A 14,404-nucleotide genomic window follows, 5' to 3' on the forward strand; every position below is an offset into this window, starting at 1 on the left:
TCAGGCCGTTTTACTCAGGCTTTCCAGCGCTAAGATTTTGGTGAACCGTAGCCGCCCGTCGTAGGGCGGCAGGCTGAACGTTTCGGGGTCAACCTCCAGGCTGAACTGCGGATCGTAGCCCTCGCTCAGATAAAGCCTGACGGCCTCCGGTTGACGAAAGCCAGTGGTGAGGTAGATGCGGCTGTAGCCAGCCTGAAGGGCCAGTCTCTCCAGTTCGCGAACCACTCGTCCGGCCAGGCCCTGCTTGCGCAGCGTACTTTTCGTCCAGATACGTTTGATCTCGGCGGTTTGCTGGTCGTAGGGCTTGTAGGCCCCAGTGGCAATAATTTCACCCTCGCGCTCCAGCACGATAAAAATGCCCTGCGGCGGCAGATACCATTCGGTCAGCTCCACTTCGGCATCACGGGAGAAAAAATCCCCGTAGCGGGCGGCGTACTCGCCAAACAGGCCGCTAATGATTGGCTGCAGCTCCGGCGCTTCCGGGGACAAAACGCGAAAATATTCGCTCATATACGCCTCCTCAATCGCCTAAACCGGCGGGGTTAACTTCCGAGGCTGGAATACGCTCCACGCCTTCGCCCCAGCGCTTTAAAACTTTGTCGTAGTCGCCCTGTTGAATCGCGCCGTTGAGCGCCGTCTGCACCGGTTCCACCAGGCCACTGCCTTTTTTCAGCGTCACCGCAATGTGTGCCGCTTTTGGCCAGCCGCCGTCCACGCTGCCCACCAGCTTTGTTTTACCGGTCAGCGCCGCTTTCCATGCCCCGGTGACATTAGGCCCAAACCAGGCATCGGCTCGCCCGGACTGCAGCGCCAGCGTGAGCGCGGCATCGTCTTTGGTGTACACCGGCGTAAACGGCTTCAGCCCTTTTTTCTCGTTTTCCGCATTCCACGCCAGCAGGATCGCTTCTTGATTGGTGCCGGACCCAACGACGATGCGCAACCCGGCGATATCTTCCGCGTGGGTGAGCGATTTAATCGGGCTGCTGGACTTCACATAAAAGCCCAGCGAGTCTTTGCGGTAGGTGGCAAAATCGAACTTCTCTTTGCGATCTTTGGTGACGGTAATATTGCTGATCGCGGCATCATATTTCCCGGAAGCTACGCCGAGCGGCCAGTCCTCCCAGGAGGTCGGGACCACGTTCAGCTCTAGTCCCAGACTGTCGGCAACCAGGCGGGCAATGTCGACTTCGCTGCCTAGCAGGGTTTTATTGTCATCAGAAAAAACCGTCAGCGGCGGCGAATTGAGCGCCGCCACTGCCACGGTAAATTTACCGGGAACGGCAAATCGATAATCTTTAGGCAGCTGCGCGATGGCCTGCGGATTTTTAGCGGTATTGATCGGCGCTTTGTTGGCTTCCAGGCTGACGCCGGTGCCGTTGATGGTCACGTCGTTCGCCCAGGTAAGCGGCGTCCACGCCAGCGCAATCGCCAGCAGCAGGGATGTTTTTTGCATCGTTTTTCTCTTTATTTGTTTTATTTGCCGTAGCGATTTTCGGGTTGCGCAAGGTCAAAGCTTTCGCGCAGCGTGATGCCGGGATATTCGGTGCGGAACAGGCCGCGCGCCTGAAGGACCGGCACAACCTGCTCCACAAAACGCGGGAAGGTGTCCGGGGTGCCGCCCTGAATGATGAATCCGTCTGCAGCTCGCTCGTCAAACCACTGTTGCAGGCCGTCCGCCACCTGTTCCGGCGAACCGGAAAAACGCGGCCTTGGGCTGGCGGCTTCAAGCGCGACCTGGCGCAGGGTTAACCCGCGCTCCCGGGCGTTGCGTTTGATCTCATCGGTGGTGCTGCGGAAGCTGTTCTGGCCCAGATCGCCGATATCGGGAAAAGGCTCATCCAGCGGGTACTGGCTAAAGTCATGGTGTTCGAAATAGCGGCCCAGGTAATTCAGGGCATCGCTGACGGAGACCAGCGCGGCGGTGGTTTGGTACTGCCGTTCAGCGTCTTCGGCATCCGTGCCAACGATGACGCTCACGCCCTGGAAGATGTGCAGCGAGTCAGCCCCACGGCCTTGCCCTTCCAGCTGGTTTTTCACATCCCGGTAAAAGGCTTTTGCCTCATCGAGCGATTCATGGTGAGTAAAAATGGCATCGGCATGTTTTGCCGCCAGCTTTTTGCCGTCTTCCGAGGCGCCGGCCTGGAACAAAATTGGTCTGCCCTGCGGCGTGCGGCCAATGTTCAGCGGCCCCGCGACCTGGAAGAAATCCCCCTGATGATTGAGCGCGTGCAGCTTTTCAGGGGCGAAGAACTGCCCGCTTTCTTTATTGCGCACAAAAGCATCTTCTTCCCATGAATCCCAGAGCCCTTTTACGACGTCCAGGTATTCATCGGCGATGCGATAGCGCAGCGCGTGTTCAGGATGCTGGGTTCTGGAGAAGTTTTTAGCCGATCCTTCCAGCGGAGACGTGACCACGTTCCAGCCGGCGCGGCCGTTGCTCAGATGATCGAGACTCGCAAACTGGCGCGCCGTGGTAAAAGGGTCGCTGTACGACGTCGACAATGTCCCCACCAGGCCCAAATGCTTCGTCACGCTCGCCAGGGCAGATAATACCGTCAGCGGCTCAAAGCGATTTAAAAAGTGCGGGATAGATTTTTCGTTAATATAAAGTCCGTCGGCCACAAAGATAAAATCCAGCTTCCCCTCTTCCGCCTTGAATGCCGTTTGTTTGACGAACTCAAAATTAATACTGGCATCGGCTACCGCAGCAGGATGGCGCCAGGCCGACATATTTCCCGACGCGCCATGTAATATCGTACCCAGTCTTAATTGTCGTGTTGCAGACATGCCTTATCCTTATGCGGAACGTTAAAATCCGCCGTCGCTGATTAGAGTTAAAGTTGTTGTAGCGCCGATTGGGCTAACCGGGCGAAATAACGGGCTGCGGGTTCAATCAGTCTTTCATCGGGATCGAAGGCCGGATGATGAAGCCCATAGCGGCTGTCGCTGCCGATGCTGACAAACGCGCCGGGAATATGCTGGAGATAAACCGCAAAATCCTCGCCGCCCAGATGCAGATCGGCATGATGCGTGGCGTAACCTTCCGCGGCGGCAACTTCACTGGCAAAGGCTGCCCAGCGCTCATCGTTAACCAGCGCGTCAGGCCCCAAATGCCAGGTGACGTCAATTTCCGCCCCAAAGGCGCTGGCAAGACCAGCCGCAATCTCAATAACGCGAGCTTTAACCGCCTCTCGCACGCTGGCGCTGTGGGTGCGCAGCGTACCTTCCAGTTCAACGCTTTCCGGCAGCACGTTCCAGGTGTTACCGCCCGCAATACGGGTAATACTCAATACGGCTGAATCCAGCGTGTTGACCTCCCGGCTGGTGATACTTTGCAGCAGGGTAACTAATTGGCTGGCAAGCAATATCGCGTCTTTGCCTTCATGCGGGCGCGCCGCATGCGCGCCTTTGCCCCGCACCTGAATGACCAGCCGGTCAACGTTGGCATAGAACGGGCCGCCGCGTGTGGCAAACGCCCCGACAGGCAGGCCTGGCTCATTGTGCATGCCAAAAATGGCGGAGATCCCCTCCAGCACGCCGGCCTTGACCAGCGTGCTGGCCCCACCAAAACGCTCCTCTGCGGGCTGAAACAGGATGCGAACCCGGCCGTTAAGCTGCGCTTCGTTCTGTTTAAGCAACAGCGCCGCGCCCAGCATCACGCTGCTGTGAACGTCATGCCCGCAGGCGTGCATTACCCCTGGATTCTGCGAACTAAAGGCCACGCCGCTGGCTTCTTCAATGGGCAGCGCGTCGATATCAGCCCGCAGCGCAATCGCGTTCTCGCCTTCGCCAATTTCCGCCACTACGCCGGTGTGTAGCGAATACGGCAGCAGGCGGATACCCGCGCTTTGCAGCCAGTCGCGGATGCGCGAGGTGGTTGCCACTTCTTCAAGGGATAATTCCGGGAACCGGTGCAGCTCGCGACGCCAGTCGATCAGTTGCTGAGCAAACGTCATACAGCCACCTCCGCAGCCGCATGGGCCTCGGCCAGCAGCTGCAGCGAAGCCAGACGTTCTGCTCCTTCTGCCACCGGCGTATCAATAATAAATTCATCAATGCCGTACTCTTCGTGCAGCGCCTGCAGCGCTTCCCGCACCGCTTCAGGCGTGCCTTTGAACAGCGAAGGTTCTCTTCGCGTCAGGCTTCGCAGCGTGCTGCCGGACTGGCGGGCAAAGCTGTGGGCCTGCTCTTCGCTTGCCACGCTCACGCGCTGGCCGTTTTCAAGCTCCACGCCCCAGATTTCCACCTGTCGGGCAAGCTCTTCCGCGCGGCCTGCATCCCGTGCCACGATAGCCTGTACGGCCACCAGCACATCGCGGCGGCTGTTCTTTTTCCAGTCAGTCACTACGTCGCGCAGCAGTGTTTTATCGCCGTTTAAATGGGCGGCAAAAACAAAGTTCCAGTCCAGGCTGGCCGCCAGCCTGGCGCTTTGCAGGCTGGCGCCTAATAAAAAACCTTCCGGGCGCTGGGCCGGTAGCGGCGTGGCGCGAACGCTTTCGTCCGTCGCGGGTTCACGTCGCGAGAGCCAGTCGTCGAGCTGCGTGAGCTGTTCATCAAAGCTGCCTTTTACCGACGGAGATTGCCCGTGCTGCAGTGCCTGCGTCGAGAGCGGCAAGCCCCCCGGCGCTTTACCGACGCCGAGATCGATGCGGCCAGGCGCAAGGGACGACAGCAGATTGAAGTTTTCGGCCACTTTGTAAGGGCTGTAATGCTGAAGCATCACGCCGCCGGAGCCCACGCGAATGCGGCGCGTCTGCCCGGCAATCCAGGCAATCAGCACTTCCGGCGAAGGGCTGGCAAGCTGGGGCGTGTTGTGGTGCTCGGCCAGCCAAAAGCGGTGATAACCCCAGGTCTCTGCCTGCTGCGCGAGATGCAGCGTACGGGCCAGGGCATCCGTCGCGCTGTCGTTGGGCGCAAGCGGGCTTTTATCCAGGATACTGATGCGATAAGACATAATGCAGGCTCATTGTTAAAAACATGCCTGCATTATTAAAAGCGGGAGACTGCGGTGAGAAACAATTAATTTACATTTAGACTTCTGAAATAGAGATAAACAAACTCACACGCCTGCCCAACTCTTTGCTACCGGGCGAATATTTTTGCGGGTAAGGGATCGTCAGGTAAAAAAAAGCCCCGCTGGATAAGCAGCGAGGCTTGGGTTCAACCGGGGAGATTAATCCCGGGCCTGCAGTTCAATAATATTTTGCTCAAGCCGATTAATCAGGCTGCTTAACAGCGCCTGCTCTTCGCGAGTAATACCCGACAGGATTTCTCCCCGCGTTTCGTTTATTACGCCTTCCATCTTTTCAATGATAGGCGCGGCCTGCTCGGTCAATTTAATCCGTTTTGCCCGGCGGTCGTTTGCACAGGTTTTGCGTGAGATTAACCCTTTCTCTTCGAGTTGATCGAGCGTACGAACCAGTGATGGCTGCTCAATGCCGATCGCTTTAGCCAACTGAATCTGTGACTGATCTGGCGGCAGCTGATGAATATTATGCAGCGTTACCCAGTGTGTCTGTGTCAATTCCAGAGGTTTCAGGCGATGGTCAATCAGCGCACGCCAGATGCGTACCAGGCGGGCCAGATCCGAACCTAATGGCGATGGCGATTCCAATTTCATCTCCTTATAATTAGCTTGCTAACTTATTATACTGATTTTAGACTATTGTGCAGGCATTAATTGTTAAAAACAAATCCCTTACTTTCACTGAAGTTATGCAACCAGCTATACTTTTATTCTACATCTAAGTGAGGGGAAACGGCAGCCACCCCCGTTTTTTAAAGGATTATCACTACGTGAGTCTCACTTTTAGCCCGTCCGGTTTCCCGCTTCAGGATCTTGTGGTCGGGGCATCGGTCTACTTCCCTCCGCTGTTTAAGGCCGTGTTTGTCGGCTTTTTTATCTGGCTGATCGTCCACCGTTTGCTGCGCGACTGGATTTATTCCGGCGAAATCTGGCATCCCACGTTAATGGACTTATCCCTTTTCGCGCTGTCCGTCAGCGCCGGCATGGCTCTTTTGGTGATGTGGTAACGCAATGAATATCAAAACAATAAAATATTTTTCCACCCTCATCGTTTTTGCCGCCGCGCTGCTGGCAGGCTGGCTGTTATGGAACTATTACATGCAGTCGCCCTGGACGCGGGACAGCAAAGTGCGCGCCGAACAGGTGAGCATCACGCCGCAGGTGTCCGGCACCATCGTGACCCTGAACGTAAAAGACAACCAGTTTGTGAGTAAAGGCACTCCGTTGTTCACCCTCGACGCCACGCCTTACCACATTGCGGTGCTAAACGCCGAGGCGCAGCTGGCGAAGGCCCAGTCCGATCTGGCCAAAGCCAGCAACGAGGCGAACCGCCGCCAGAATCTGCCGCGCAACTATATTTCTGCCGAAGACATGGACACCGCCAACATTAACGTTAAAGCGATGCAGGCGGCAGTGAAAGTCGCCCGGGCCACGCTGGAGCAGGCGCAGTGGCAGCTTTCGCAAACCACAGTCACTGCCCCGGTAGACGGCTGGGTCACCAACCTGACCTCCCGCGTCGGGAACTACGCCAGCGAAGGCAAGCCGGTCTTCGCGCTGGTGGACAGCCACTCGTTTTACGTGGTGGGCTATTTCGAAGAGACCAAGCTGCGCCGCATTCAGCCGGGTAATGCCGTGCAGATCGTGCTGTACAACGGCAACCAAAAGCTGAGCGGCAAAGTAGAAAGTATTGGCCGCGCGATCTACGACCAAAGCATCGAAAGCGACAGCGACCTGGTCCCGGACATTAAGCCGAACGTGCCGTGGGTTCGCCTTGCGCAGCGCGTGCCGGTGCGCATTAGCCTGGATGCCATTCCTGATGGCGTGACGCTGGTGTCAGGCACCACCTGCACCGTTAGCGTTCAGCCCTGATGAATCTCAGTTTTCTGGCGTGGCATAACACGCCGTGGGGAAAAGCCACCGGCGGGCAATGGCGCTATGCGCTGCGTAACGCTATTGCCATGGGCATGGCGCTGGCCATTGCCTACGGCCTGAATCTGGATGAGCCTTATTGGGCAATGACCTCCGCCGCCGTGGTGAGCTTCCCCACCGTTGGCGGCGTGATAAGCAAAAGTCTGGGGCGGATTGCGGGCAGTTTTATCGGCGCGGCAGCCTCGTTAATGATTGCCGGCAACGCGCTGAACGATCCCTGGCTGTTCACCTTCGCCATGGCAAGCTGGCTGGCGCTTTGTACCTGGGCCTCCAGCCATTTTCAGAATAACGTGGCCTACGCCTTCATGCTCGCCGGGTACACCGCCGCCATTATTGCCTTCCCGATGATCAATACCGTGGAATCAACGGAGCTGTGGGATATCGCCCAGGCACGCGTGTGCGAGGTGGTGGTCGGGATATTGTGCGGCGGCTTTATGATGATGGTGCTGCCCAGCACCTCGGACGGCAGCGCTCTGGTTAGCGCCCTGAAAAACATGCACGCCCGGCTGCTCGAACACGCCAGTCTGCTCTGGCAGCCGGAAACCACCGACGCCATTCGCACCGCGCATGAAGGGATTATCGGCCAGATCCTGACCATGAATCTGCTGCGCATTCAGGCCTTCTGGAGCCACTATCGCTTCCGCCGCCAGAACAACCTGCTGAACTACCTGCTTCACCAGCAATTGCGCCTGACCAGCGTGATATCCAGCCTGCGTCGGATGCTGCTCAACTGGCCGGAGGCACCCGCCAATATCTGGTCGGTGCTGGACAGCCTGCTGCGGGAGCTGGCCAAGCCCAACGCCGATAAATACACCGTTGCCCGGCTGCTGCAACACATCGCCCCTCATTCTCAGGACGATTATCGCCATCAGGCATTCTGGCACCGCCTGCGCTATTTCTGCTGGCTCTATCTCAACAGCAGCCGCTGGCTAAGAGAGCTGGAAAACGCCACGCCGGTGTCGGTAATTACGCCGCCCGAAGCCCCGCCGCTGGCGCGCCATACCGACAATGCCGAAGCGCTGTGGAGCGCCGTGCGCACTTTTGCAACGATCGTCCTGACCGGCGCCTGGTGCATCGGTACCCAGTGGGAGTCCGGCGGCGGCGCGCTGTCCCTCGCCGCCATTAGCTGTGTGCTCTACTCTTCGGTCGCCTCACCGCTCGGCTCGCTCACGCTGCTGATGCGGACCCTGCTTTGGCTGTCGCTGTTCAGTTTCCTGGTGAAATTTGGCCTGATGATTCAGGTCACCCAGCTGTGGCAGTTCCTTATTTTTCTGCTGCCGCTGCTGCTCACCATGCAGTTACTGAAACTCCAGCAGGCAAAGCGCGCCGCGCTTTGGGGGCAGCTCATTGTCTTTATGGGATCGTTTCTGTCGGTTAGCAACCCGCCGGTGTACGACTTTGCCGGGTTTATGAATGACAACCTCGCCAAAGTCCTCGGCGTGGGCATTTCATGGCTGGCTTTTTCGGTACTGCGCCCCAGCTCCGACACCCGCAGGAGCCGCCGCCATATCCGGGCGCTGCGGCGCGGGTTTATCGACCAGCTCAGCCGCAAACCGCAGCACAGCGAGAGTCAGTTTGAATCGCTGGTGTACCACCACATCAGCCAGCTTAGCAGTAGCAAAGAAGAGGCGGCCCGCCGCTGGCTTCTGCGCTGGGGCGTGGTGCTGCTCAACTGCTCGCACGTAGTCTGGCAGCTGCGCGGCTGGGAAACACGCTCCGACCCGCTGTCGATGGTCAGGGACGTTTGCCTGCACACGCTGCGGGATGTGATGAGTGAACGGGGTGTACTGCAAAGGCCGCTGGCGGAATCACTGAAAGAACTGCAAAGAATGTGCGACACGCTGTCGCATCATCACGACCCGGCGGCGCGGGAACTGGCGGGGATTATCTGGCGGCTTTACTGCTCGCTGTCCCAGCTGGAACAGGCACCGCCTGCCGGAACCCTGGCAGGCGGTCAGTAACGATTAAGGCACGTCGTAGCCGAGCGCGGCCTTACGAATGCGGAACCACTGCTGGCGAGTCATCTCCAGAGACAGCGAGTGAATGGCAGAGCGCACACGTTCGATTTTGCCAGACCCGATGATCGGCAGCGGGGAAGATGGCAGGCGCATCACCCAGGCATAAACCACCTGTTCGATGGTGTCGGCCCCAAGTTCTTCCGCCACTTTCTGCAGTTCGGCGCGCAGCGGCTGGAATTCATCGTCGTTAAACAGACGGCCGCCCCCAAGGCAGGACCACGCCATCGGACGAATGCGCAGCTGCTGGAGCTGGTCGAGCGTGCCGTCCAGCAGCAACGGCTGGTGCACCGGTGAAAGCTCAACCTGGTTTGTTGCCAGGGTGAACGGCAGGCGAGACTGCAGCAGGGAGAACTGCGCCGGGGTAAAGTTAGACACGCCGAAATGGCGCACCTTGCCGCTGTGATGCAGCGCGGTGAAGGCTTCCGCCACTTCGTCGGCGTCCATCAGCGGGTCCGGGCGGTGGATCAGCAGCAAATCCAGATAGTCGGTGGCCAGTTTTTTCAGCGAGCTTTCTGCACTGCTGATGATGTAATCGCGATCGGTAATGTAGTGGCCAAGAGCATTTTCTGGCTTCGCGGTGGTGGCGATACCGCACTTGGTGACAATCTCCATTTTACCGCGCAGATGTGGCACCAGACGCATCGCTTCGCCAAAGGCCGCTTCACAAGCGTACCCGCCGTAAATATCGGCGTGATCCGCCGTGGTGATCCCCATCTCAACGTGCTCTTCAATAAAGCTCGCCAGCTCGCGCGGGGACATGTTCCATTCCATCAAACGCCAGTAGCCCATCACCAGGCGTGAAAACTCCGGGCCCTGCGGGGCAATCGTAATACGCTGTACCATAAAAAAATCACCTCAAAAAAGGAAAAAATCTTCCCCGAGTATAACGGCGGTGAATGATTAAAACAGTGAGGGCTGCTCAGGTTCTTCAGGAGAATTTGGCTTGTTTGCTCGTAACTTGCGCAATAAGCGCTGGCGGCAGAGGCGCAGCACGTCCTGCTTTTGGGCGTCGCTCATTTGCTGCCACTGGAAACGCTCGTCCCGGCTGCGCATACAGCCACGGCAAAAGCCGCGTTCATCCGACTGGCAGATCCCGCGGCAGGGGCTTTGAATGGGGAAGAACTCTAGCTGCTCAGACACTAACCCGCCTCATTAACGACTTTGCATCAATTGAAGCCTGAGTCTGCCCCGGATGCAAGCGGGGCGGCTAAAAAATAGCCTCTCGACTGAAAGCGGCTGAAAATTAAGGTTCAACTAATCTTCTCTCTCCAGGATAGCGCATATTCAGTTTTGTATTCACGGCTTATATGAACCTTTTAAAAAAGTTACAGTGTAACGATGCGCAGTTTAACCTCTGCTGCGCATTTTTCTTTACGCTGATCAATTCTCTTTTTATCCACCGCAGCTGGCAGCTAATTGCCCCGGACTCGCTCCATAGCTGGCTGTTTGCCGCTTCGGTGCCGGTGGTACTGTTCTGCGGCTGGCTAATGATTTTCAGCGTGGTGAACCTGCCCTGGCTGCGCAAACCCGTGCTGGTGCTGCTGGTCATCGGCTGCGCTGCCAGCAACTATTTTATGTTCACCTACGGCGCCGTCATTGATAAAAACATGATGGCCAACGTGTTTGAAACAGATTCCCAGGAAGCCACCGCGCTGGTTACGCCGCAGCTGGTCAGCTGGCTGGCCTTGCTGGGTATTATCCCCGCCCTGTTGCTTTCCCTGGTGAAGGTTCAGCCGGCGCGCTGGTGGCATACCGTGCTGACTCGCCTGGTCGGCATTCTCGCCGGACTGCTGGTGATAATCCTCATCGCCGCCGTGTTTTACAAAGACTACGCTTCGCTGTTCCGGAACAATAAAAGCGTGGTGAAAATGGTCACGCCCGCAAACTACATCAGTGCCATTAGCCGCTACAGCAAAGAACGCTGGTTTGCCGGGGATCAGACGCTGATTAAAATTGGCGAAGACGCGCAAAGAGGCCCGCTGATTAAACAGCAGCCGAAGAAAACGCTGGTGGTGTTGGTCGTCGGTGAAGCCTCAAGAGCCGAGAACTATTCGCTGGGCGGCTATGAGCGGGAGACCAATCCTCAGCTCAAAAAACAGGGAGTGATTTACTTCCAGAATGCCTCGTCCTGCGGGACGGAAACCGCGGTTTCTGTGCCCTGTATGTTCTCAGTGATGCCACGTAAAACCTACGATGCGGATCTCGCCCGGCACCAGGAAGGCCTGCTGGACGTATTAGCCCACGGCGGCGTGAACGTGCTGTGGCGGGATAACGACGGCGGCTGCAAAGGCGCCTGCGACCGTGTTCCGCATACGGATATGACCCAGTGGAAGCTGGACGTTTACTGCAAAGACGGCGCCTGCTTTGACGATGTGCTGCTCCACCGCCAGGACAATGTTCTCGACGGCCTGCAGCGGGATACCGTCCTGGTGCTGCATCTGATGGGCAGCCACGGGCCGGCTTATTACCAGCGCTATCCGGCCAGCTTTCGCCACTTCATCCCCACCTGCGACAGTAATCAAATTCAGGACTGTGACCGCCAGGCGCTGATTAACACCTACGACAATACTATCCTGCACACCGACGACGTGCTGAGCCGCACTATCGACAAGCTGAAACAGCATCAGGATAAACTGAATACGGCGCTGGTTTACCTGGCCGATCACGGGGAATCTCTCGGGGAAAGCGGGATTTACCTGCACGGTACGCCGTATATGCTCGCGCCTTCGCAGCAGACACATATCCCGCTGCTGTTCTGGCTGTCACAGGATTACCAGCGAAGCTTTGCGCTGGACAGCGAGTGCCTGGCCAATAAGGCCGCCAGCGACGCCGTGTCCCAGGACAATTTGTTCTCAACCCTGCTCGGCATGATGAATATTCATACCTCGGTTTATCAAAAAGATACGGATATTCTTGCCGACTGCCGCAGGCGCTAATGGGATGGCGATCACAAAAAAGTGGCCGCTCCCTCTTGCATTAGACTGACTGGTCTACTACATTTGAGCGCATGAATCGACATCCTGAACACGACACTCGCGAACATCTCCTCGCCATTGGCGAGCGGCTGTGCCTTGCCCGGGGCTTTACCGGCATGGGGTTAAGCGAATTGTTGCGCACCGCAGAAGTGCCCAAAGGCTCTTTCTACCACTACTTCCGCTCAAAAGAAGCGTTTGGCGTGGCAATGCTGGAGCGCTATTACCAGGCTTCTAATCTGCGCGTGGCGGAACACTTTTCGCACGGCGAAGGCAATTATCGCCAGCGCCTGCTGAAGTGGTACCAGGATATGCTGAGCTACTTCTGCCAGAGCGGAAACCTGAGTAACTGTCTGATAGTGAAACTTTCAGCAGAAGTCTGTGATCTTTCGGAAGATATGCGCGGCGCGCTGAATAACGGCGGCTCGCAGCTAATCTCTCTGCTTGCTGATGCTCTGGAGAAAGGCCGCAGCGAAAAAAGCCTGCGCTTTGAAGGCGAAGCGCTCGAGCAGGCCATGGTGCTGTACTCGCTGTGGGTAGGCGCCAGCCTGCAGGCAAAAATTTCCCGCAGCGCGCTGCCGCTGGAAAGCGCGCTGGCACACGTAAGAATCCTATTGGCAGAACCTGTCGCCTGACAGGTTTTTTATTTACTGAATTACTAGACGACCGGTCTACTTGAGGAAACACCATGTCAGCAGATAAACTGTTTACGCCGCTCAAAGTTGGCGCTATTACCGTACCAAACCGTATCTTTATGGCTCCGCTGACGCGCCTGCGCAGTATTGAGCCAGGCGATATCCCAACCCCGCTGATGGGCGAATATTACCGCCAGCGCGCCAGCGCCGGGCTTATCATCAGCGAAGCAACCCAGATGTCCGCCCAGGCTAAAGGCTACGCCGGCGCTCCGGGCCTGCACAGCGAAGAGCAAATCGCCGCGTGGAAAAAAATCACCGCTGGCGTGCACGCTGAAAAAGGCCACATGGCGGTGCAGTTGTGGCACACCGGCCGTATTTCCCACTTTACCCTCCAGCCAGGCCAGCAGGCTCCGGTCGCGCCTTCCGCGCTGAGTGCCGGGACCCGTACTTCCCTGCGTGACGAAAACGGCAACGCCGTTCGCGAAGATACTTCCATGCCTCGCGCGCTGGATCTGAACGAAATTCCGGGCATCGTGGATGACTTCCGCCAGGCAATTGGCAATGCACGTGACGCCGGTTTTGACCTGGTTGAGCTGCACTCTGCCCACGGCTATCTGCTGCACCAGTTCCTGTCTCCTTCTTCTAACCACCGTACCGACGAATATGGCGGCAGCCGCGAAAACCGCGCTCGCCTGGTGCTGGAAGTGGTTGATGCCGGGATCAAAGAATGGGGCGCCGATCGCATCGGGATCCGCGTATCCCCAATCGGTTCGTTCCAGAACGTGGACAACGGCCCGAACGAAGAATCTGACGCGCTGTACCTGATTGAAGAGCTGGGTAAACGTGGCATTGCCTATCTGCACATGTCCGAGCCGGACTGGGCGGGTGGCGAACCGTACACCGAAGCATTCCGTGCCAAAGTCCGTGAGCGTTTTAGCGGCGTGATCGTTGGTGCAGGTGCTTATACCCCAGAGAAAGCAGAAGATCTAATCGGCAAAGGCCTGATCGACGCCGTCGCGTTTGGTCGTTCCTTCATCGCTAACCCGGACCTGGTGGCTCGTCTGCACAAAAATGCCGAGCTGAACCCACAGCGCCCTGAGTCCTTCTATGGCGGCGGCGCGGAAGGCTACACCGACTACCCAACGCTGTAACTCCGCAGTACCTTTCATTGATAGCGGCGCGCAAACGCCGCTATACTCAACGACTCCAGAAATAACTGTCTCATTCGACGAGGATTTTATGCGTCTACTTCATACCATGCTGCGCGTTGGCGACCTGCAACGCTCCATCGAGTTTTATACCAAAGTGCTGGGCATGAAACTGCTGCGTACCAGCGAAAACACCGAGTACAAATACTCTCTCGCGTTTGTCGGCTATGGCGATGAAAGCGACACGGCGGTTATCGAACTGACCTATAACTGGGGCGTGGACAGCTATGAGCTGGGCACCGCTTACGGCCACATCGCGCTGAGCGTGGATAACGCCGCAGACGCCTGTGAACGCATTCGCAATAACGGCGGCAACGTGACCCGTGAAGCCGGCCCGGTAAAAGGCGGCACCACCGTTATCGCTTTTGTTGAAGATCCGGACGGTTACAAAATCGAGCTGATCGAAGAGAAGCACGCGGGCAAAGGCCTGGGTAACTGATTTTCAGGCGATTAGCGTCAAACAAGGGGCGTGTTGTGCGCCCTGATTGTTGCTAATTAAAGAGGGAAAAAGCGTGGTTTTTCCCTCTTTGTGGTTAACAGATGAAAATCAATGAATTGATTTTTCTGGTTTATTTCATAATGACTTCGGGCCTCCTCTCCTATTATTGGGGAGTTA

Annotated in this window: 13 protein-coding genes and 1 pseudogene; 7 read left to right on the forward strand and 7 right to left on the reverse strand. The window is 57.2% G+C overall.

The genetic code is table 11. From position 1 onward, the window contains the following. The 5 genes and pseudogenes from WFK85_RS00085 to slyA form a co-directional block, all read right to left on the reverse strand. A complete protein-coding gene (locus tag WFK85_RS00085; RefSeq protein WP_166874724.1) occupies positions 1-510 on the reverse strand; it encodes a GNAT family N-acetyltransferase in 510 nt (169 codons plus the stop codon). 10 nt (positions 511-520) lie between these two features. Next, positions 521-2,787, reverse strand: a pseudogene (locus WFK85_RS00090) (NtaA/DmoA family FMN-dependent monooxygenase). Between the two features lie 47 nt (positions 2,788-2,834). Further along, positions 2,835-3,956, reverse strand: coding sequence for an amidohydrolase (locus tag WFK85_RS00095; RefSeq protein WP_336709526.1), 1,122 nt, complete (start codon positions 3,954-3,956; stop codon positions 2,835-2,837). After that, positions 3,953-4,954: an LLM class flavin-dependent oxidoreductase gene (locus WFK85_RS00100; RefSeq protein WP_336709528.1), complete on the reverse strand. Its 1,002-nt coding sequence runs from the start codon at positions 4,952-4,954 to the stop codon at positions 3,953-3,955. Before WFK85_RS00100 ends, WFK85_RS00095 begins: the two co-directional genes overlap by 4 nt. 219 nt (positions 4,955-5,173) lie before the next feature. Beyond that, complete coding sequence (gene slyA / locus WFK85_RS00105; RefSeq protein ID WP_034808293.1) at positions 5,174-5,620, reverse strand: transcriptional regulator SlyA; 447 nt, start codon at positions 5,618-5,620, stop codon at positions 5,174-5,176. 176 nt (positions 5,621-5,796) lie between these two features. On the opposite strand from slyA, the gene WFK85_RS00110 reads away from it, so the two are divergent. Genes WFK85_RS00110 through WFK85_RS00120 form a run of 3 tightly spaced genes read left to right on the forward strand, consistent with a single transcriptional unit; the run spans position 5,797 to position 8,916 of the window. Beyond that, entirely contained in the window at positions 5,797-6,033 is a 237-nt protein-coding gene (locus tag WFK85_RS00110; RefSeq protein ID WP_008456455.1) for a DUF1656 domain-containing protein, read from the forward strand. A gap of 4 nt (positions 6,034-6,037) precedes the next feature. Beyond that, positions 6,038-6,895, forward strand: a complete 858-nt coding sequence (locus tag WFK85_RS00115; protein ID WP_336709531.1) for an HlyD family secretion protein — start codon at positions 6,038-6,040, stop codon at positions 6,893-6,895. Next, complete coding sequence (locus WFK85_RS00120) at positions 6,895-8,916, forward strand: FUSC family protein (RefSeq protein ID WP_008456459.1); 2,022 nt, start codon at positions 6,895-6,897, stop codon at positions 8,914-8,916. Before WFK85_RS00115 ends, WFK85_RS00120 begins: the two co-directional genes overlap by 1 nt. Positions 8,917-8,919: 3 nt before the next feature. Here WFK85_RS00120 and WFK85_RS00125 read toward each other — a convergent pair whose 3' ends face one another. After that, on the reverse strand, positions 8,920-9,816 hold the full coding sequence (locus WFK85_RS00125; protein WP_008456461.1) for an aldo/keto reductase: 897 nt from the start codon (positions 9,814-9,816) through the stop codon (positions 8,920-8,922). A 57-nt stretch (positions 9,817-9,873) separates the two neighbouring features. Beyond that, entirely contained in the window at positions 9,874-10,113 is a 240-nt protein-coding gene (locus tag WFK85_RS00130; RefSeq protein ID WP_008456463.1) for a DUF1289 domain-containing protein, read from the reverse strand. A 167-nt stretch (positions 10,114-10,280) separates the two neighbouring features. Here WFK85_RS00130 and eptA point away from each other — a divergent pair, with 167 nt between their 5' ends. The 4 genes from eptA to gloA all read left to right on the forward strand — a co-directional run bounded on the left by eptA (position 10,281) and on the right by gloA (position 14,227). Further along, positions 10,281-11,909, forward strand: a complete 1,629-nt coding sequence (eptA, locus tag WFK85_RS00135; RefSeq protein WP_336709534.1) for a phosphoethanolamine transferase EptA — start codon at positions 10,281-10,283, stop codon at positions 11,907-11,909. A gap of 71 nt (positions 11,910-11,980) precedes the next feature. After that, positions 11,981-12,580 (forward strand): TetR/AcrR family transcriptional regulator, encoded by a 600-nt coding sequence (locus WFK85_RS00140; protein WP_008456467.1) that lies wholly within the window; start codon positions 11,981-11,983, stop codon positions 12,578-12,580. Between the two features lie 53 nt (positions 12,581-12,633). After that, positions 12,634-13,731 (forward strand): alkene reductase, encoded by a 1,098-nt coding sequence (locus WFK85_RS00145; RefSeq protein ID WP_336709536.1) that lies wholly within the window; start codon positions 12,634-12,636, stop codon positions 13,729-13,731. An 88-nt stretch (positions 13,732-13,819) separates the two neighbouring features. Next, the gene (gene gloA, locus WFK85_RS00150) at positions 13,820-14,227 is read left to right on the forward strand and encodes a lactoylglutathione lyase (protein WP_039292495.1); all 408 of its coding nucleotides are present in this window, start codon (positions 13,820-13,822) and stop codon (positions 14,225-14,227) included. Positions 14,228-14,404 lie beyond the last annotated feature (177 nt).

This window comes from Cedecea sp. VD22 (genome assembly GCF_037150195.1).
GTDB lineage: Bacteria > Pseudomonadota > Gammaproteobacteria > Enterobacterales > Enterobacteriaceae > Cedecea.